The 19,381-nt window shown below is 71.2% G+C and carries 17 protein-coding genes; 14 read left to right on the top strand and 3 right to left on the bottom strand.

What is annotated here, in order from left to right:
* Nucleotides 1-71: 71 nt before the first annotated feature.
* The 7 genes from secD (at nucleotide 72) to DEJ51_RS05665 (ending at nucleotide 9,192) form a co-directional block, all read left to right on the top strand.
* On the top strand, nucleotides 72-1,862 hold the full coding sequence (secD, locus tag DEJ51_RS05695) for a protein translocase subunit SecD (RefSeq protein ID WP_150256601.1): 1,791 nt from the start codon (nucleotides 72-74) through the stop codon (nucleotides 1,860-1,862).
* Nucleotides 1,863-1,865: 3 nt separating this feature from the next.
* A complete protein-coding gene (gene secF, locus DEJ51_RS05690; RefSeq protein WP_150256600.1) occupies nucleotides 1,866-2,921 on the top strand; it encodes a protein translocase subunit SecF in 1,056 nt (351 codons plus the stop codon).
* 5 nt (nucleotides 2,922-2,926) lie between these two features.
* A complete protein-coding gene (locus tag DEJ51_RS05685; protein WP_411757381.1) occupies nucleotides 2,927-3,472 on the top strand; it encodes an adenine phosphoribosyltransferase in 546 nt (181 codons plus the stop codon).
* 330 nt (nucleotides 3,473-3,802) lie between these two features.
* Nucleotides 3,803-6,232 (top strand): RelA/SpoT family protein, encoded by a 2,430-nt coding sequence (locus tag DEJ51_RS05680; protein ID WP_150256598.1) that lies wholly within the window; start codon nucleotides 3,803-3,805, stop codon nucleotides 6,230-6,232.
* Between the two features lie 45 nt (nucleotides 6,233-6,277).
* A complete protein-coding gene (locus DEJ51_RS05675; protein WP_150256597.1) occupies nucleotides 6,278-7,648 on the top strand; it encodes a serine/threonine-protein kinase in 1,371 nt (456 codons plus the stop codon).
* Between the two features lie 13 nt (nucleotides 7,649-7,661).
* Nucleotides 7,662-8,066: an effector-associated constant component EACC1 gene (locus tag DEJ51_RS05670; protein ID WP_150256596.1), complete on the top strand. Its 405-nt coding sequence runs from the start codon at nucleotides 7,662-7,664 to the stop codon at nucleotides 8,064-8,066.
* A complete protein-coding gene (locus DEJ51_RS05665) occupies nucleotides 8,050-9,192 on the top strand; it encodes a caspase domain-containing protein (RefSeq protein WP_150256595.1) in 1,143 nt (380 codons plus the stop codon). The genes DEJ51_RS05670 and DEJ51_RS05665 overlap by 17 nt, the downstream gene beginning before the upstream one ends.
* A gap of 76 nt (nucleotides 9,193-9,268) precedes the next feature.
* Here the strand turns inward: DEJ51_RS05665 and DEJ51_RS05660 are convergent, their stop codons facing one another.
* Together DEJ51_RS05660 and DEJ51_RS05655 are read right to left on the bottom strand one after the other, a co-directional pair.
* Entirely contained in the window at nucleotides 9,269-10,498 is a 1,230-nt protein-coding gene (locus tag DEJ51_RS05660; RefSeq protein ID WP_150256594.1) for a DUF349 domain-containing protein, read from the bottom strand.
* A 191-nt stretch (nucleotides 10,499-10,689) separates the two neighbouring features.
* Nucleotides 10,690-11,481, bottom strand: a complete 792-nt coding sequence (locus DEJ51_RS05655) for a peptidylprolyl isomerase (protein WP_150256593.1) — start codon at nucleotides 11,479-11,481, stop codon at nucleotides 10,690-10,692.
* Nucleotides 11,482-11,634: 153 nt separating this feature from the next.
* On the opposite strand from DEJ51_RS05655, the gene DEJ51_RS05650 reads away from it, so the two are divergent.
* From DEJ51_RS05650 to DEJ51_RS05625, 6 genes are all read left to right on the top strand, one after another.
* On the top strand, nucleotides 11,635-12,345 hold the full coding sequence (locus DEJ51_RS05650; protein WP_150256592.1) for an MBL fold metallo-hydrolase: 711 nt from the start codon (nucleotides 11,635-11,637) through the stop codon (nucleotides 12,343-12,345).
* Nucleotides 12,346-12,355: 10 nt separating this feature from the next.
* Nucleotides 12,356-13,609: a histidine--tRNA ligase gene (hisS, locus tag DEJ51_RS05645; protein WP_150256591.1), complete on the top strand. Its 1,254-nt coding sequence runs from the start codon at nucleotides 12,356-12,358 to the stop codon at nucleotides 13,607-13,609.
* 112 nt (nucleotides 13,610-13,721) lie between these two features.
* A complete protein-coding gene (locus DEJ51_RS05640; protein WP_150256590.1) occupies nucleotides 13,722-14,339 on the top strand; it encodes a vitamin K epoxide reductase family protein in 618 nt (205 codons plus the stop codon).
* A gap of 41 nt (nucleotides 14,340-14,380) precedes the next feature.
* On the top strand, nucleotides 14,381-15,736 hold the full coding sequence (locus DEJ51_RS05635; RefSeq protein ID WP_150256589.1) for a replication-associated recombination protein A: 1,356 nt from the start codon (nucleotides 14,381-14,383) through the stop codon (nucleotides 15,734-15,736).
* Nucleotides 15,737-15,857: 121 nt separating this feature from the next.
* The gene (locus tag DEJ51_RS05630; RefSeq protein ID WP_150256588.1) at nucleotides 15,858-16,769 is read left to right on the top strand and encodes a DUF2199 domain-containing protein; all 912 of its coding nucleotides are present in this window, start codon (nucleotides 15,858-15,860) and stop codon (nucleotides 16,767-16,769) included.
* A gap of 38 nt (nucleotides 16,770-16,807) precedes the next feature.
* Nucleotides 16,808-17,530, top strand: a complete 723-nt coding sequence (locus DEJ51_RS05625; protein ID WP_150256587.1) for an HNH endonuclease family protein — start codon at nucleotides 16,808-16,810, stop codon at nucleotides 17,528-17,530.
* Nucleotides 17,531-17,691: 161 nt separating this feature from the next.
* Here the strand turns inward: DEJ51_RS05625 and DEJ51_RS05620 are convergent, their stop codons facing one another.
* Nucleotides 17,692-18,600 (bottom strand): DUF2470 domain-containing protein, encoded by a 909-nt coding sequence (locus DEJ51_RS05620; RefSeq protein WP_223835682.1) that lies wholly within the window; start codon nucleotides 18,598-18,600, stop codon nucleotides 17,692-17,694.
* Between the two features lie 55 nt (nucleotides 18,601-18,655).
* Between DEJ51_RS05620 and rpsD the strand changes: the two genes are divergently transcribed.
* A complete protein-coding gene (gene rpsD / locus DEJ51_RS05615) occupies nucleotides 18,656-19,267 on the top strand; it encodes a 30S ribosomal protein S4 (RefSeq protein ID WP_008740451.1) in 612 nt (203 codons plus the stop codon).
* Nucleotides 19,268-19,381: the final 114 nt, after the last annotated feature.

Genomic DNA, 19,381 nt, shown 5'->3' with positions numbered 1-19,381 from the left:
CCCACCACACATTTCGTGGCCGTCCCCGCGCTGACCCGGCGCGGGACGGTTGGACAGGGAGAAACGACAAGGTGGCAGCACCGAAGAAGGGCCGGCGGCCCACGGGGGCTCAGGGGAGGCCGGGGCGCGCCCTGGCGATCATCCTGATCGCGATGGTGGCGCTCACCGCGGGGATGTTCCTCTCGAAGCAGACGACTCCCAGGCTGGGCATCGACCTCGCCGGCGGCACGAGCATCACGCTCAAGGCCAAGAGCGAGCCCGGCAAAGAGAGCGCCATCAACGAGACCAACATGAACACGGCGGTCGGCATCATCGACCGCCGCGTCAACGGTCTCGGCGTGTCCGAGGCGGAGGTCCAGACCCAGGGCCGCGACCACATCATCGTGAACATCCCCAAGGGGACGAACGAGCAGCAGGCGCGCGAGCAGGTCGGTACGACCGCCCAGCTGTACTTCCGCCCGGTCATCGCCTTCGCGGACGGCTCCCCGGCCGCTCCCGAGGGCACCCCGAGCCCGAGCCCCTCCGCGAGCGGCTCCACGGCTCCCAAGGCCGGGGACGGCAAGACCAGCCCCTCCGCCACCCCGTCGTCCAGCGCCACTTCCCAGGGCCGCGCGCTCAGTGAGGCCCTCAAGGCCCCGGCCGCCCCCACTCCCTCGCCCTCCGCGAGCGAGTCGAAGAAGGCAGACGACACCAAGGCCCCGTCGCCCTCCGCCTCCGCCTCCGCACCGGCGACCGGTGACGAGGCCGCCGCCGCGGCCCTCCAGGCCAAGTTCGCGGCACTGGACTGCAACGACCCGGCGCAGCGCGCCGCCGCCGGCCAGGGCGCCAAGCCCGAGGAGCCGATGATCGCCTGTGGTCAGCGCGGCGACGCCTGGGGCAAGTGGGTCCTCGGCCCGGCCCAGGTCAACGGCCAGGACGTGAAGGAAGCCAAGGGGCAGATCGACCCCCAGCGCGGCCAGTGGATCGTCACCATGCAGTTCACCGACAAGGGCGCCGACAAGTTCGCCAAGATCACCGGTGAGCTGGCCACCAAGCAGATGCCGCAGAACCAGTTCGCGATCGTGCTCGACGGCAAGGTCATCTCCGACCCGTCCGTGAGCCAGGCGCTGACCGGTGGCAACGCCGAGATCTCGGGCGGCTTCAACCAGCAGTCCGCGCAGGACCTGGGCAACATGCTCTCCTACGGCGCCCTGCCGCTCTCCTTCACCGAGGACAGCGTCACCACCGTCACCGCCGCGCTCGGCGGCGAGCAGCTGAAGGCCGGTCTGATCGCCGGCGCCATCGGCCTCGCCCTCGTGGTGATCTACCTGCTCGTGTACTACCGGGGTCTGGCCTTCATCGCCATCGTCAGCCTCCTGGTCTCCGCGATCCTGACCTACACGATCATGTCGCTGCTCGGAAAGGGCATCGGCTTCGCGCTGAACCTGCCCGCCGTCTGCGGCGCGATCGTGGCGATCGGCATCACGGCGGACTCGTTCATCGTGTACTTCGAACGCATCCGGGACGAGATCCGTGAGGGCCGCACCCTGCGTCCGGCCGTCGAGCGCGCCTGGCCGCGCGCCCGTCGCACGATCCTGGTCTCCGACTTCGTGTCGTTCCTGGCCGCGGCGGTGCTGTTCATCGTCACGGTGGGCAAGGTCCAGGGCTTCGCCTTCACACTGGGACTTACCACCCTGCTCGACGTGGTCGTGGTGTTCCTCTTCACCAAGCCCGTCATGACCCTGGTGGCGCGGACGAACTTCTTCGCCAGCGGTCACCCGTGGTCCGGGCTGGACCCGAAGCGGCTGGGCGCCAAGCCTCCGCTGCGACGGTCCCGCCGCACCGGTTCCGCCCCCGCCCCCGTCGACGCAAAGGAGGCGTGAGAGATGTCGAAGCTGGGAGATCTCGGCGCCAAGCTGTACCGCGGTGAGGTCGGCTACGACTTCGTCGGCAAGCGCTTTCTCTGGTACGGCGTTTCCATCCTGATCACCATTACGGCGATCGTCGCCCTGGCCGTCCAGGGCCTCAACATGGGCATCGAGTTCAAGGGCGGTGCCGTCTTCACCACCCCGAAGACGACCGTCTCCGTCGCCGCGGCGACGGAGGCCGCCGAGAAGGTCTCGGGCCACGACGCGATCGTGCAGGAGCTGGGCACCGGCGGACTGCGCATCCAGATCTCGGGTGTGGACACCGGCGCCGCCACCGAGATCAAGCAGAAGCTCGCCGCCGACCTCAAGGTCGACCAGGCCTCCATCAACGCCGACCTGGTCGGACCCAGCTGGGGCGAGCAGATCGCGAACAAGGCCTGGACCGGCCTCGGGATCTTCATGGTCCTCGTGGTGATCTACCTGGCCATCGCCTTCGAATGGCGCATGGCGGTCGCGGCGCTGATCGCGCTGATCCACGACCTCACCATCACCGTCGGCGTGTACGCGCTCGTCGGCTTCGAGGTCACCCCGGGTACGGTCATCGGTCTGCTGACGATCCTCGGTTACTCCCTCTACGACACCGTCGTCGTCTTCGACGGTCTGAAGGAGAGCTCGAAGGACATCACGAAGCAGACCCGCTGGACGTACAGCGAGGTCGCCAACCGCAGCATCAACGGCACCCTGGTCCGCTCGATCAACACCACGGTCGTGGCGCTCCTGCCGGTCGCCGCGCTGCTGTTCATCGGCGGTGGCTTCCTGGGCGCCGGCATGCTGAACGACATCTCGCTGTCGCTGTTCGTCGGCCTCGCGGCCGGCGCGTACTCCTCGATCTTCATCGCGACCCCGCTGGTCGTGGACCTCAAGGAGCGCGAGCCGGCGATGAAGGCGCTGAAGAAGCGGGTGCTCGCCAAGCGGGCGGCCGCGGTGGCCAAGGGCGAGTCCCCGGACGAGGCCTACGAGGCCGAGGACGAGCCGCAGGTCGTGGCGCAGGGCCGGCCGGGGCGGCGGCGTTGACCGCGCTGCTGTCCGAGGACGCCCGTGACCTGCTCCTGAGCCGGATCAAGGACGTGGCGGACTACCCGAAGCCGGGCGTGATGTTCAAGGACATCACCCCGCTGCTGGCCGACCCCAAGGCGTTCGCCGCGCTGACGGACGCGCTGGTGGACCTGGCGGGACGGTACGGCGCGACGAAGATCGTCGGCCTGGAGGCGCGGGGGTTCATCCTCGCGGCTCCGGTCGCCGTGCAGGCCGGGATCGGTTTCGTGCCGGTGCGCAAGGCCGGAAAGCTGCCGGGCGCGACGCTCGCGCAGTCGTACGAGCTGGAGTACGGCACCGCGGAGATCGAGGTCCACGCGGAGGACCTGTCGGTGGGTGACCGGGTCATGGTCATCGACGACGTGCTGGCCACCGGTGGTACCGCCGAGGCCTCGCTGTCGCTGATCCGGCGGGCCGGTGCGGAGGTCGCGGGCGTGGCGGTCCTGATGGAACTGTCGTTCCTGCCGGGGCGCCTGCGGCTGGGCGAGGCCCTGGGTGAGGCTCCGCTGGACGCGCTGATCGTGGTCTGACCCTGCTGTGCCGAAGCGGCGGGTATCCGGGACGTCCCGGATACCCGCCGCTTTCGTGTGCGGCACCGCTGCCGGGGGCGCCGCCCCCGGACCCCCGCGCCTCGAACGCCGGCGAGGCTGAAAGCGTGGGGTGCCGCCCCCGGACCCCCGCGCCTCGAACGCCGGCGGGGTTGGGTGGGGACGCCAGGGCTGCGGAGCGGGGCTTCGGCCGGCGCGGAGGCTGGGGGAACGGGGTGGGCGAACCCTCGCTACCATGGGTTGTCCGGACCGGACACGGGCACCGGATCCTCCCCCGGACTCCGTTCGGGGGGACCCCCGTGAGGAGCGCTCTTGCCAGACGAGGTCCAGCCAATCTCCGCCGCGCAGCCCGACCCGCAGGCCGAGCCGACCACGGCGGCCCCGGCCACGCCCCCGCCGGCCCCGCCGGTGGCCCCGGTCAAGCCCGCGCCCGTGAAGTCCGCCGGGTCCTCCAACCGGGTGCGCGCCCGTCTCGCCCGGCTCGGCGTGCAGCGCTCGAACCCGTACAACCCGGTTCTGGAGCCGTTGCTGCGCATAGTCCGCAGCAACGACCCGAAGATCGAGACGTCGACGCTGCGCCAGCTGGAGCAGGCCTACCAGGTGGCCGAGCGCTGGCACCGCGGCCAGAAGCGCAAGAGCGGCGACCCGTACATCACGCACCCGCTCGCGGTGACCACCATCCTCGCCGAGCTCGGCATGGACCCGGCCACCCTCATGGCCGGTCTGCTGCACGACACCGTCGAGGACACCGAGTACGGCCTCGAAGACCTGCGCCGCGACTTCGGCGACGCCGTGGCCCTGCTCGTCGACGGCGTCACCAAGCTGGACCGGGTGAAGTTTGGCGAGGCCGCCCAGGCGGAGACCGTCCGCAAGATGGTCGTGGCGATGGCCAAGGACCCGCGCGTCCTGGTCATCAAGCTCGCCGACCGGCTGCACAACATGCGCACCATGCGCTACCTCAAGCGGGAGAAGCAGGAGAAGAAGGCCCGCGAGACCCTGGAGATCTACGCTCCGCTGGCCCACCGGCTGGGCATGAACACGATCAAGTGGGAGCTCGAAGACCTCTCCTTCGCGATCCTCTACCCGAAGATGTACGACGAGATCGTGCGCCTGGTCGCCGAGCGCGCACCCAAGCGCGACGAGTACCTCGCCGTCGTCACCGACGAGGTACAGGTCGACCTCAGAGCCGCCCGGATCAAGGCCACCGTGACGGGCCGCCCGAAGCACTACTACAGCGTCTACCAGAAGATGATCGTCCGCGGCCGTGACTTCGCGGAGATCTACGACCTGGTGGGCATTCGCGTCCTCGTCGACACCGTCCGGGACTGCTACGCGGCCCTGGGCACCGTGCACGCGCGATGGAACCCGGTCCCCGGCCGGTTCAAGGACTACATCGCGATGCCCAAGTTCAACATGTACCAGTCGCTCCACACGACGGTCATCGGACCCAGCGGCAAGCCCGTCGAGCTGCAGATCCGCACCTTCGACATGCACCGCCGCGCCGAGTACGGCATCGCCGCGCACTGGAAGTACAAGCAGCAGACCGTCGCCGGCACCTCCAAGGTCCGCACCGACGTCCCGCAGGCCGCCAAGGGCAGCGCCGGCCAGGACACCGTCAACGACATGGCCTGGCTGCGCCAGCTGCTGGACTGGCAGAAGGAGACCGAGGACCCGGGCGAGTTCCTCGACTCGCTGCGCTTCGACCTCTCCCGCAACGAGGTCTTCGTCTTCACCCCCAAGGGCGACGTCATCGCGCTGCCCGCCGGGGCCACCCCCGTGGACTTCGCGTACGCCGTCCACACCGAGGTCGGCCACCGGACGATAGGGGCCCGGGTCAACGGACGCCTGGTCCCGCTGGAGTCCACGCTCGACAACGGCGACCTGGTCGAGGTCTTCACCTCCAAGGCCGAGGGCGCGGGCCCGTCCCGTGACTGGCTCGGCTTCGTCAAGTCCCCGCGGGCCCGCAACAAGATCCGCGCCTGGTTCTCCAAGGAGCGCCGCGACGAGGCCATCGAGCACGGCAAGGACGCCATCGCCCGGGCCATGCGCAAGCAGAACCTGCCGATCCAGCGCATCCTCACCGGCGACTCGCTCGTCACCCTCGCCCACGAGATGCGCTACCCCGACATCTCCTCCCTGTACGCGGCGATCGGCGAAGGCCACGTGGCCGCGCAGGGCGTCGTACAGAAGCTGGTGGCGGCCCTCGGCGGCGAGGAAGCGGCCAACGAGGACATCGAGGAATCGATCCCGCCCGCGCGCGGCCGCAAGCGGCGCAGCAACGCCGACCCGGGTGTCGTCGTCAAGGGCGTCGACGACGTGTGGGTCAAGCTGGCCCGCTGCTGCACCCCGGTGCCCGGCGACCCGATCATCGGGTTCGTCACGCGCGGCAGCGGCGTATCGGTTCACCGCGCGGACTGCGTCAACGTCGACTCGCTCTCCCAGCAGCCCGAACGGATGCTGGAGGTCGAGTGGGCGCCCACCCAGTCCTCGGTCTTCCTGGTCGCCATCCAGGTCGAGGCGCTGGACCGCTCCCGGCTGCTGTCCGACGTCACCCGGGTCCTGTCGGACCAGCACGTCAACATCCTCTCGGCGGCCGTCCAGACCTCCCGCGACCGGGTCGCCACCTCCCGGTTCACCTTCGAGATGGGTGACCCCAAGCACCTGGGACACGTCCTGAAGGCCGTTCGGGGTGTGGAGGGCGTCTACGACGTCTACCGTGTGACGTCAGCACGAAGGCCCTGACCCGGGCCCGACCGCCGTTCTCTGACGCCACCCCGGGGGGACCACGTGGCCGGCAACGACGTCTTCCCCGCGGGGCTCGCCCGCCGCTACCGCCCGGTCGACGTGCTCGGGCGGGGCGGCATGGGCGTGGTGTTCGAGGCCGAGGACACCCGGCTGCGGCGGCGCGTCGCGGTCAAGGTGCTCTCCGCAGTCGGGGCGAGCCTGCCGCAGGAGATGCAGCGGAGGTTCGTGGGAGAGGCCATCGCACTCGCCCGGATCCGGCACCGGGGCGTGGTCGGCATCCACGACTCCGGGTTCGACACGCTCAGCGGCACCCCGTACCTGGTGATGGAGATGCTCGACGGGGCCGACCTGTCGGCCCTCGCGGCCGACGCGCTCTCGGTCCCGGCCGCCTGCTGGATCGCCGCCGAGACCCTCGACGCCCTCGACTCCGCCCACAGGAGCGGGGTCCTCCACCGCGACGTGAAGCCCGGCAACATCCGGGTCAGCCGGACCGGCCACGTGATCCTCTACGACTTCGGCCTCGCGGTGGTGACCGAGCAGCCGCGCAGCACCCGCGGCGACGACCGGCTGATCGGCACCCCGCAGTACATGGCGCCGGAGCGGATCGAAGGGCTCACCCCGGTGGAGGCCACCGACCTCTACGGCGTCGGCGCCTGCCTGCACTTCATGCTCACCGGCAGACCGCCGTTCGAGAGCGACCCCGAGGAGTTCGGCGATCTCGTCCTGCGGGCCGCCCGGGGCATTCCCTCCCTGCGCACCCGGGGCGTGGCCGGTCTGCCGGACGGCCTGATCGAGGCCGTGGACGCGCTGTGCGCCAGGGACTTCCGCGAACGGCCCACCGACGCGGGCACCGCGGCGGCGCTGCTGCGCCGCTGGGCGGACGGCGGCAGGGAAGAGGTCGAACGACTCATCACCCGCCACCTGCGGCACGGCGAGGCCGCCCCCGCGCACCCCGCGGAAGCCCCCGAGTACGACTGGTCCGAGGTCGACGTCACGGACCCGGCCGTGCCCGTGCCCGCACCCCAGCAGGTACGCCCCCTGGACAACCACGCGACGCACCCCGAGCAGGACCACGACGAGTGGCCGCCGGCCCACCCCACGGGCCCGGTCACACTGAGCGAGGTCACCCGCAAGCTCGTGCACAGCCGGATGACCGCCGCCACCGCCCTGTCCCGCCAGCGGGAGGCGGTCGGACTGGTGCTCCGGGGCGAGCTCAAGGAAGCCGCCCACCTGCTCTCCGGCATCACCCCGTTCTGCGAGGAGACGCTGGGGCCGGACCATCCGACCACGCTCGCCTGCCAGTACTGGCAGGCTGTGTGTCTGGCCCGGATGGGCCGGGCGAAGAAGGCGCTGGAACTGTTCGCACGGGTCGGCGCACACCACGGACAGGGGAGGGACACCACGGATGCGTGAGTACGGATTACAGGTGGATCCGAACAGACCGGGACTCGGCCCGGAGGCCGAACTGCGGTCGCTTCATCTCTGGCTGCGCGAGGACGAGACGGTGCACCGCGAGGCGCGCGGACGGATCCGCAGCGGCGCCCCGGTCACCGCGGCCGGCGGCACGGCCATGGGGACGTCCGGCTTCGACCTCCTCCAGCTGACCGTCGGATCGGCCCTGTCCACCGGGTCGCTGGTCGTCTCGGTGCTCCAGTGGCAGGCGTCCCGGCGCGGCCGGGGACCCGCCCTCACGGTGCGCCACGGCGCGTACGAGGTCACGCTCACCGGCGACGAGGCGGGCGACCCCGCAGCCCTGGACCGCATCGTCGCGGCGCTGGAGAACGGAAGCGGTGACGCGGACCCGGACGGGGCCCATGACGGGACTGCCTGACCCCTCGGCCTCCCGCGCCGTCGTCATCGGCAGCGCCGCGTACCGGCACCTGGCCGCCCTCCCGGCCGTCGAGGCCAACGTCAAGGACCTCGCCGCCGAACTGTGCGACGTGACCGTCTGGGGGCTGCCCGCGCAGCACTGCACGGTCGTCCTCGACCCGCAGCACCCCGCCGAGCTCCTCGACCCCGTGGGCCGGGCGGGGGAGGAGGCCACCGACACGCTCCTGGTCTACTACGCCGGGCACGGCATGCGGGACGCGGCGACCGCTGACCTCTACCTCGCCCTCCAGGACTCCCGCGAGCACGTCGGGTACACCGCCGTCGCCTACCAGCACCTGCGCTCCGCCCTGCGCGACTCGGGGGCCCGGCGCAAGGTGGTCGTCCTCGACTGCTGCTTCAGCGGCCGGGCCGCCTCCACCCTCGCGGGGGACCAGGACGCACTCGCCGCCCAGGCCGCCGTGGAGGGCGCGTACGTCCTCACGGCCTCCCCGCGCGACCGGGTCGCCCTGGCCCCCGACGGAGAGCGCCACACCGCCTTCACGGGCGAACTGCTGACCATCCTGCGCGACGGGATCCCCGAAGGGCCCGAACTGATCGACCTGGAAACCCTCTGCCGCACCATGGAGGGCCGGCTCCGGGCCAAGAACCGCCCCCTGCCCCAGCACGCCCAGGAGATGGGGATGGGCCGGCTGCGGCTCGTACGCAACCGGGCGCGCGCCGTACGCGGCACCCCCGCCGGGCCGGTCCTCGCCGCCGACGTCCGCTCCGCCATGGTGGTGGCCGGGCTCGGGCTCGCCCGCACCCTGCGGGCCGTGGGCCGCACCCGGGACGCGCTGCCCGTCCTGCGCCTCGCACTCCAGGAACGGGCGCCGGACGGAGAGGGCGACCTCCTCGCGGCGCAGCTCGAACTGTCCGACATGCTGGAGGAGACCGGACAGACGCGCGAGGCCGTGGAAGTGCTGGAGCAGGCGTTTCAGCAGGTGCACCGCTTCTACGGGCCCGAGTCCGTCCAGGTGTGCCGGCGGCTGGCCGCGCTGCTCCAGGAGTCCGGCAACCACGTCCAGGCCTGCGCGGTCCTGGAACACGCGCTGGACCTGTTCCAGGACGGCAGCCGGGCCCGGACCTGACAGGGAAACGGAAACGGGCGGGCACCACCGCCGTCGCGGTGGTGCCCGCCCGTCCGCGGGCCGGCCGGGAGACCGGTCAGCCGCCGAACTCCTCCAGGCCCTTCAGCGCCTGGTCCAGCAGGGCCTGGCGGCCCTCCAGCTCGCGCGAGAGCTTGTCGGCCTTGGCGTTGTTGCCCGCCGCACGCGCCGCGTCGATCTGCTCACGCAGCTTGTCGACCGCCGCCTGCAGCTGACCCGTCAGACCGGCCGCACGGGCCCGCGCCTCCGGGTTCGTACGACGCCACTCGCCCTCCTCGGCCTCCTGGATCGCCCGCTCGACCGAGTGCATCCGGCCCTCGACCTTCGGCCGGGCGTCCCGCGGCACGTGGCCGATGGCCTCCCAGCGCTCGTTGAGGGAGCGGAACGCGGCACGGGCCGCCTTCAGGTCCGTGATCGGGACGAGCTTCTCGGCCTCGTCGGCCAGCTCCTCCTTGAGCTTCAGGTTCTCGATCTGCTCGGCGTCACGCTCCGCGAAGACCTCGCTGCGGGCCGCGAAGAACACGTCCTGCGCACCGCGGAAGCGGTTCCACAGGTCGTCCTCGGACTCGCGCTGCGCCCGGCCCGCCGCCTTCCAGTCGGCCATCAGCTCGCGGTAGCGGGCGGCCGTCGGACCCCAGTCGGTCGACTTCGACAGCGACTCGGCCTCCGCGACCAGCTTCTCCTTGACCTTGCGGGCATCCTCGCGCTGCGCGTCCAGCGAGGCGAAGTGCGCCTTGCGGCGCTTGGAGAAGGCGGAACGCGCGTGGGAGAACCGGTGCCACAGCTCGTCGTCCGACTTGCGGTCGAGGCGCGGCAGCCCCTTCCAGATGTCCACCAGGGCACGCAGCCGCTCACCGGCACTGCGCCACTGGTCGCTCTGGGCCAGCTGCTCGGCCTCGACGACCAGGGCGTCCTTGGCCGCACGGGCCTCGTCCGTCTGCTTGGCCTTCGCCGCCTTGCGCTCCTCGCGCCGGGACTCCACGGTCGTGACCAGCTTGTCCAGCCGCACGCGCAGGGCGTCCAGGTCACCCACGGCATGGTGCTCGTCGACCTGCGTCCGCAGGTGGTCGATCGCCGTCTGGGCGTCCTTGGCGGACAGATCAGTGGTCCGCACCCGCTTTTCGAGGAGGCCGATCTCGACCACCAGGCCCTCGTACTTGCGCTCGAAATAGGCCAGGGCCTCCTCAGGGGTGCCGGCCTGCCACGATCCGACGACCTGCTCGCCCTCGGAAGTACGCACGTACACGGTGCCCGTCTCGTCGACTCGGCCCCACGGGTCGCTGCTCACAGCGCCTCCTCCACCTGATGCCTTGCGAGGGGTTCACCCCCTGGGCATCGTCCACAGTTTCCTGGGGCGGGCCGCGCCCGCCCTGCACAACGCCAACATAGGCGACCGCCGGGCCGGCTGTCCGCATCCCGCACGACGGAATATCGGCGTACGGGCTGCGGGCCGGCCGGGCCCGGGGTCGGCGGATCCCGTCAGTTCTGGGTGACGGTGCCCTTCTCGATCTTCACTTCGGTCTTGGGCGCGCCGTCCTGGCCGCCGTCGACCGTACCGGCCTTCGCGATCTCCTCCAGGACCTTCATGCCGCCCGCGTCGATCTTGCCGAACGGCGTGTACGACGGTGCCAGCGGGCTGTCCTTGTAGACCAGGAAGAACTGGCTGCCGCCCGAGCCGGGCTGACCGGTGTTGGCCATCGCCACGGTGCCGGCGGGGTAGACGACCTGGCCCTGCTCGTTGGCCTTGCCCAGCGAGTCCAGGTTCTCGTCCGGGATGTTGTAGCCCGGACCGCCGCGGCCGGTGCCCTCGGGGTCGCCGCACTGGAGCACGAAGATCCCGCCGGCCGTCAGCCGGTGGCACTTGGTGTTGTCGAAGTAGCCCTTGTCGGCGAGCGACTTGAAGGAGTTCACGGTCTGCGGGGTCTTCGCCGCGTCCATCGTGAAGTTGATGTCACCCGCGCTGGTCTTCAGCGCGAAGGTGTACTTCGCCTTCTGGTCGATCGCCATCTCCGGCGAGGGGGACTGCTTGGGCGCGGGCTCGCTCGCCGAGGCCGACGGGTTCGCGGACGGGTCGGCGGCCTGGTCCTTCTTGTCCTTGTCGAAGACACCGCCCACGATCAGACCCACCAGCGTCGCGATCACCACGGCCACGGCCGCGCCGATCACGGCCGCGCGCTGACGCGACTTCCGGCGGGCCTCGGCCCGGCGCTTCTGCTGGCGCTCGTACTTCTCCTTGGCGAGCTGTCGCCGTCGCTGATCGCTCGTGACCACCGGGTCGTCTCCTTGTACGTGTCTGCTACTGCTGTCCGGGCTGGGATAGGCCGTACCGTATATGGGTTCGCTGTGTAATGAGCGGCGCCGGTAGGCTCTGAGCAGCGACATTCCTGTCTGCAGCCTCCCACCGGACGACGATTGAGGACGAACGTGCTGATTGCCGGGTTCCCCGCAGGCGCTTGGGGCACCAACTGCTACGTGGTCGCCCCCGCCGCCGGTGAGGAGTGCGTCATCATCGACCCGGGCCACCAGGCCGCCCAGGGTGTCGAGGAGACGCTGAAGAAGCATCGGCTCAAGCCCGTCGCGGTCGTGCTGACCCATGGACACATCGATCATGTGGCCTCGGTGGTCCCGGTGTGCGGAGCACACGACGTACCGGCCTGGATCCACCCCGAGGACCGCTACATGATGAGCGACCCGGAGAAGGCCCTCGGCCGCTCCATCGGGATGCCCCTCATGGGCGAGCTGACCGTGGGCGAGCCGGACGACGTCCGTGAGCTGGCCGACGGGGCCGCCCTGAAATTGGCCGGAATGGACTTCTCCGTGGCGCACGCACCCGGGCATACCAAGGGGTCGGTGACGTTCCGGATGCCCGAGCTGGCCGACGTCCCGCCGGTCTTCTTCTCGGGTGACCTGCTCTTCGCCGGCTCCATCGGACGCACCGACCTGCCCGGCGGCTCCCACACCGAGATCCTGGAGTCGCTGGCCCGCGTGTGCCTGCCGCTCGACGACTCGACCGTGGTGCTGTCCGGCCACGGTCCCCAGACCACCATCGGCCGCGAGCGCGCGACCAACCCGTACCTCCGGGAAGTCGCCGCCGGGCTCGGAGACGGCACCGCCGCTCCACGACGAGGAATGTGACGAAAGCTTCGTGGCTACTTTTCAGGCCCCCAAGGGCACGTACGACCTGATCCCGCCGGTCTCCGTGAAGTACCTGGCGGTTCGCGAGGCCATCGCGGCCCCGCTGCGGAACTCCGGCTACGGCTACATCGAGACCCCCGGCTTCGAGGACGTGGGCCTCTTCGCCCGCGGCGTCGGCGAGTCCACCGACATCGTCTCCAAGGAGATGTACGCCTTCGAGACCAAGGGCGGCGACCAGCTCGCCCTGCGTCCCGAGGGCACCGCCTCCGTGCTGCGCGCCGCCCTGGAGGCGAGCCTGCACAAGAAGGGCAACCTGCCCGTCAAGCTCTGGTACTCCGGCTCGTACTACCGTTACGAGAAGCCGCAGGCGGGCCGCTACCGCCACTTCTCGCAGGTCGGCGCCGAGGCGATCGGCGCCGAGGACCCGGCGCTGGACGCCGAGCTGATCATCCTGGCCGACCAGGCCTACCGCTCGCTCGGCCTGAGCGACTTCCGGATCCTGCTGAACTCGCTGGGCGACAAGGAGTGCCGCCCGGTGTACCGGGAGGCGCTGCAGTCCTTCCTGAGGGGCCTCGACCTCGACGCGGAGACGATGCGCCGCGCCGAGATCAACCCGCTGCGCGTGCTCGACGACAAGCGGGCCGACGTCCAGAAGCAGCTCGTCGGCGCCCCGGTGCTGCGCGACTACCTGTGCGACGCGTGCAAGGCGTACCACGAGCAGGTCCGGGTCCTGGTGACCGCGGCCGGCGTCGCCTTCGAGGACGACGACAAGCTGGTGCGCGGCCTGGACTACTACACCCGCACCACCTTCGAGTTCGTCCACGAGGGCCTGGGCATCGCGGTCGGCGGCGGCGGCCGCTACGACGGCCTGTCCGAGATGATCGGCGGCCCCGCGCTGCCGTCGGTCGGCTGGGCGCTCGGCGTGGACCGCACGGTCCTCGCGCTGGAGAAGGAGGGCGTCGAGCTCGACATCCCCGCGTCGACCTCGGTGTTCGCGGTGGCGCTGGGCGAGGCGAAGGCGACCGTGTTCGGCCTGGTGACGCAGCTGCGCAAGGCGGGCGTCGCGGCCGACATGTCGTACGGCGGCAAGGGCCTCAAGGGCGCCATGAAGGACGCGAACCGCAGCGGTGCCCGCTTCGCGGTCGTGGCCGGCGACCGGGACCTCGCCGAGGGCGTCGTCCAGCTGAAGGACATGGAGTCCGGCGAGCAGTCGGCCGTGCCCGTGACCGAGCTGATCGACACGGTCAAGGCCCGCCTCGCCTGAGCGGGAAGCACGTCGGACGGGGCCGGGGATCTTTCCCCGGCCCCGTCCGTTCACAGGCTCGTACGGCACAATGGCCCGTGCTTGATCACCTGGCAGATGTGGAGCGGGCGGTATGACGACACGAAGCGCGGACGCGGACACCGCCCGGGGCAGGACCGTCGCGGGAAGCCGGGCGCTGGCCCTGCTCCTGGTCATCACCGGGGCCGCGGGCCTGCTCGCCGCCTGGGTGATCACGATCGACAAGTTCAAGCTGCTGGAGGACCCGACCTTCAAGCCCGCCTGCAGCCTCAACCCGATCGTCTCCTGCGGCAACATCATGACGAGCGACCAGGCGTCGGCCTTCGGCTTCCCGAACCCGATGCTCGGACTCGTCGCCTACGGGATCGTGATCTGCGTCGGCATGAGCATGCTGGCCGGGGCCTCGTTCCGCCGCTGGTACTGGCTCACCTTCAACGCCGGCACCCTCTTCGGCGTCGTCTTCTGCGCCTGGCTGATGTACCAGTCGCTGTACAACATCAACTCGCTCTGCCTGTGGTGCTGCCTGGCCTGGGTCGCCACGATCTTCATGTTCTGGTACGTCACCGCGCACAACGTCCGCGAAGGGCTGCTGCCCGCCCCGGGCTGGCTCAGGTCCTTCCTCGACGAGTTCACCTGGGTCCTGCCCGTCCTGCACGTCGGGATCATCGGGATGCTGATCCTGACCCGCTGGTGGGACTTCTGGACCTCCTGAGCGGAGGCGGCCCTGTCGGTGGGCTCGCATAGGCTTCCTGTGTGGAACCAGACCTGTTCACCGCCGCTGCCGAAGAACGCCAGGAGAAGGACCCCGCGAGCTCTCCGCTCGCCGTCCGGATGCGCCCGCGCACCCTGGACGAGGTCGTCGGCCAGCAGCACCTGCTGAAGCCCGGATCACCGCTGCGGCGGCTGGTCGGGGAAGGGGCCGGCGGCCCGGCCGGTGCCTCCTCGGTGATCCTCTGGGGCCCGCCCGGCATCGGCAAGACCACCCTGGCGTACGTCGTCAGCCAGGCCACGCAGAAGCGGTTCGTGGAGCTGTCCGCCATCACCGCGGGCGTCAAAGAGGTACGGGCCGTCATCGAGGGCGCCAAGCGCGCGGCCGGGGGCTACGGCAAGGAGACCGTCCTCTTCCTCGACGAGATCCACCGCTTCAGCAAGGCACAGCAGGACTCGCTGCTCCCGGCCGTCGAGAACCGCTGGGTGACGCTGATCGCGGCCACCACCGAGAATCCGTACTTCTCGATCATCTCCCCGCTGCTGTCGCGCTCGCTGCTGCTGACGCTGGAACCGCTGACCGACGAGGACCTGAGCGCCCTGATGCGGCGCGCGCTCACCGAGGAGCGGGGCCTGGGCGGGGCCGTCTCCCTGCCGAAGGATGCCGAGGCGCACCTGCTGCGGATCGCCGGCGGCGACGCCCGGAGGGCACTGACGGCGCTGGAGGCGGGCGCCGGGTCGGCCATCGCCAAGGGCGAGGACGAGATCACCCTCCAGACGCTGGAGGAGGCCGTCGACCGGGTCGCGGTCCGGTACGACAGGGACGGCGACCAGCACTACGACGTGGCCAGCGCGCTGATCAAGTCGATCCGCGGCTCGGACGTCGACGCCGCGCTGCACTACCTGGCCCGGATGATCGAGGCAGGCGAGGACCCCCGGTTCATCGCCCGCCGCCTGATGATCTCCGCGAGCGAGGACATCGGCCTGGCGGACCCGACGGCCCTGCCGATCGCGGTGGCCGCGGCCCAGGCGGTGGCGATGATCGGCTTCCCGGAGGCGGCGCTGACCCTCTCGCACGCCACGATCGCGCTGGCCCTGGCCCCGAAGTCGAACACCGCCACGACCGCGATCGGCGCGGCGCTGGCCGACGTACGGGCGGGCCTCGCCGGCTCCGTCCCGACGCACCTGCGGGACGGCCACTACAAGGGCGCGGCCAAGCTGGGGCACGCACAGGGGTACGTCTACCCGCACGACGTGCCGGGCGCGATCGCCGCGCAGCAGTACGCGCCGGACGAGATCCAGGGCAAGCGGTACTACGAGCCCACCCGGTACGGCGCCGAGGCCCGCTACGCGGACGTGGTGGAGAAGGTCCGCGAACGCCTGCGGGGCACCGGGGCCTGACGCGCGCCGCCGATGCGGAGGCGCTGCCCCGGGACCCCCGTGCCTCGAATGCCGGGCCGGGGACCGCTCCGCGCAGCGGCCGCCGTATCGACCGGACGAGCGGCATGTCTAAGCTGCCCGGATGACCACGCACCTCCCCTCCTGCGCCTGCTGCGGCGAGACGCTCGCCGACGAGCGCCGCATCGACTTCGGCTACGACCTGCCCGACGCCGCCTTCGGCCTGCCCGAGGAGGCCGTCCACCGGCTCGGCGTGCGCGGCCTGCTCCGGGTGGACGGGGTCGGCTGCTTCATACGCTGCCTGCTGGCCGTCCGGCTCACGCACGGCACCGAGCTGGTCCTCGGCGCCTGGGTGGAGGTGGACGAGGACACCCTGCGGCGCGCCGACGAGCTGTGGGAGCAGCCCGGCTACGCGGACCTGTCGATCGAGGGCACCTTCGCCAACCGGATCCAGCCCTGGGGCGACGACCTGCTCGGCGCAGCGGTCACCGCGAAGGTCGCCGACCCGGAGGAACTGCCCTGCGTCGTCGAGGTGCGCCACCCGGTGGCCTCCCGCGTCCTGACCCGGACCTGGGACCGCGACCACGTCCTCAGCCGCTTCCCGTACCCGCTGCCGGTGGACGTGCGCACCGACCTCGGCGGCCGCTGGTCGGTGCTGCGCAGCGCCGGTCTCACCGCCTCCTTCGCCGACGGGGCCGACCACTTCACCGCCCCGGACCGCAGCGCCTCCGTCAGCCTGATGCGGGACGACGTCCCCGGCCGCGCCCCCGAGGACTTCCTCGACGCCCTGCTGTCCGGGGCCCCCGACACGCGGCCGGCCCAGCGGCTCCGCGAGGCACTGGGGGAGGGCGTGCGGTACGCGTTCTGGCTGACCCGGCAGGACAACGGCCGGCCGCGCCACGAGTTCTACGGCATGGCCGTCACCGCGGGAACCGCCGCCGGGATCTACTGCACCTACGAGGACCCCGCCGACCTGGACTGGGCCCAGCGGACCTGGCGCTCCCTCGACCGCGCGGTGAACGGCGCCGCGCGCTGATCCGGCCCGATCGCCGGGAGAGCTCCTAGGCTCGCGGTATGGGTCCCTCCCGGCCGCTCGCCGCCGTCCTCGCGCTCGCCCTCGCCGGGCCGGCGGCGGCCGGGTGCCACCACGACGACACCGCGGCCGCGCAGGCCAGCGCCGTCGCCCTGGTCGCGCAGGTGCCGCTCACCCGCGCCGGGTTCCCGCCGGACGCGGCCGCCGCGAAGGCGCAGCTGGCCCGGCTGAAGGTCGAGTGGGGCCGCAACTGGCAGACGTACAAGCGTGAGGACTTCGGCCGGTACTGGTCCGACGAGACCGACGCCGTCGGCGGCCGCAACGGCTGCGACACCCGCGACGACGTGCTGCGCCGGGACCTCAAGGAGCTCCGCGTGGGGGACCGGAACCCCTGTGTCGTGCTCTCCGGGGTGCTGCACGACCCGTACACGGGCAAGGAACTGCCCTACACCTACCGGCGCGCCTCGCAGATCCAGACCGACCACGTGGTGGCGCTCGGCGCCGCCTGGCGGGGCGGCGCGTACGCGTGGACCCCGCAGCGCCGGCTGGAGTACGCCAACGACCTCGACGTACTGCTCGCCGTGGACAAGCAGACCAACCAGGACAAGGGCAGCAGGACGGCCGACAAGTGGCGGCCGCCCCGGCGTGCGTACTGGTGCGAGTACGCGCGCCGCTACACCGGCATCAAGACCGAGTACGGCCTGTCCGTGACGGCCCCGGAGAAGCTCGCCCTCCAGGACATGCTGGCCAGCTGCACGGCTTAGGCCGCCTCTTTCGGATCTTGTCGGCCGAGCCCGCGGCGTCCGGTGCCGTGCCCGGCAAGGCGGAGGGCCGCCCGTGTACTGGACGTACTCGGGCGGCCCCGACAACGCGGCCGGGTGCGGTGCCGGGCGTCGCGGGCCCGGCAGGATCCGGAAGAGACGGCCTAAGCCGAGGCCGCCGAGAACAGGGAGTGCATGGCCCGGCGCAGGCCGCAGATGTCCGCGACTGGCTCCGGGAAGTCGAAGCGGGCGTCGAAGGAGCCGGCCGGGCCGCCGGAGAAGCGGATGCGCAGGCCCAGGCGGTCCAGGGAGAGCGGCACGGCGCTCATCCCGTGGGCTTCGCGGGCGCCGAGCAGGCCGCGCAGTTCGCCGAGCCGGTCGCCGTGGGCGGAGTGCAGGTGCTGCAGCAGCTCCGACTCGTGCGCGACCATCGGGTCCGGTTCCGCCGCGGCCAGGTCCTCCGGGTCCACGTGCTCGGCGCCCCACAGGTCGTCCACCGAGATCTCTCCGACCTCCAGGCGCAGCATCATCCAGGCCGGGCGCCCGGTGTGGGGGGCGTCGAGGGACTCCCGCAGGCCCAGCAGCTCGCCCACCGGCTGCCGCTCCGCGAGCAGTGCGGCGCAGGCCGCGCGGTCGCCCCCGCGCACGGGCGTCAGCCACCCGGCCAGCCAGGCGCGGCCTCGGATACGATGTGGGACGGACACCGGCGCCACATCCGTGATCTCGATCACGGCGGTGAGGTCGTCGTCCTGGGCGTGAGCGGCAGCCCTGGCAGCCGCGGATTCCCCGGAAACAAGGAGAATCACGTCCCCGTCCGGGGTGACGGTCCGCGCGACCGGCAGCCCTGTCCCGAACTCCTCGGACTCGTGACTGTCACGAGCACCGATCAGCGTGAGGGATACTGAGGCGTTGGACTCTACGAGGGTTCGTACGCGTTCGGCTCCGGTGAGCTGCCGAACGCCTTCCCTGGGACGCGGCTGACCTTGCTTATCGTCGGCGCAAGCGGATTCCGTTTCGTTGGAATCCGAACTGCGTTGCGCACTGGGCAGGGGGATCCCATGTGGTCGAGACATTACGTCCTCCTCGCTAAGGTAAGCCTCACCTAACTTACATGGAGGTAGGTTCCCCGTGAACCAGAAGCGACCCAAGGTCAAGAAGTCTCGCGCCCTCGGCATTGCGCTGACGCCGAAGGCCGTCAAGTACTTCGAGGCCCGCCCCTACCCGCCGGGCGAGCACGGCCGTGGCCGCAAGCAGAACTCGGACTACAAGGTCCGTCTGCTGGAGAAGCAGCGTCTGCGCGCTCAGTACGACATCTCCGAGCGTCAGATGGCCCGCGCGTACGACCGCGCCAAGAAGGCCGAAGGCAAGACGGGCGAGGCGCTTGTCGTCGAGCTCGAGCGTCGCCTCGACGCCCTGGTCCTGCGTTCGGGCATCGCCCGCACCATCTACCAGGCCCGCCAGATGGTCGTTCACGGCCACATCGAGGTCAACGGCGACAAGGTCGACAAGCCGTCGTTCCGTGTCCGTCCGGACGACGTCATCACCGTGCGCGAGCGCAGCCGCGAGAAGGTTCCGTTCCAGGTCGCCCGTGAGGGTGGCTACGCAGGCGAGGGCGAGACCCCGCGCTACCTGCAGGTCAACCTGAAGGCCCTGGCCTTCCGCCTGGACCGCGACCCGAACCGCAAGGAAATCCCGGTCATCTGCGACGAGCAGCTCGTCGTCGAGTACTACGCCCGCTGATGCAGGCCTAGTCTCACCGACTGGTCAGCCCGCCGTCCCCTCCGGGGGGCGGCGGGTTTTCCGTTTCCCGGACCGCCTCAGGACTGCCCCCGGACCGTCTCAGGACCACCCCCG

Origin of the sequence: Streptomyces venezuelae (assembly GCF_008642275.1) — a bacterium.
GTDB classification, from domain to species: Bacteria; Actinomycetota; Actinomycetes; order Streptomycetales; family Streptomycetaceae; genus Streptomyces; species Streptomyces venezuelae_E.
The sequence above is the reverse complement of the archived record's forward strand: the minus strand, read 5'-3'. Positions and strand labels throughout refer to the sequence as shown.

What these genes read in the sequence shown, in the direction of transcription:
- DEJ51_RS05620 (WP_223835682.1), bottom strand. Translation starts at nt 18,600, where the DNA reads ATGTCTCGACCACATGGGATCCCCCTGCCCAGTGCGCAACGCAGTTCG.
- DEJ51_RS05625 (WP_150256587.1), top strand. Translation starts at nt 16,808, where the DNA reads ATGGGTCCCTCCCGGCCGCTCGCCGCCGTCCTCGCGCTCGCCCTCGCC.
- DEJ51_RS05630 (WP_150256588.1), top strand. Translation starts at nt 15,858, where the DNA reads ATGACCACGCACCTCCCCTCCTGCGCCTGCTGCGGCGAGACGCTCGCC.
- DEJ51_RS05665 (WP_150256595.1), top strand. Translation starts at nt 8,050, where the DNA reads ATGACGGGACTGCCTGACCCCTCGGCCTCCCGCGCCGTCGTCATCGGC.
- secF (WP_150256600.1), top strand. Translation starts at nt 1,866, where the DNA reads ATGTCGAAGCTGGGAGATCTCGGCGCCAAGCTGTACCGCGGTGAGGTC.
- DEJ51_RS05640 (WP_150256590.1), top strand. Translation starts at nt 13,722, where the DNA reads ATGACGACACGAAGCGCGGACGCGGACACCGCCCGGGGCAGGACCGTC.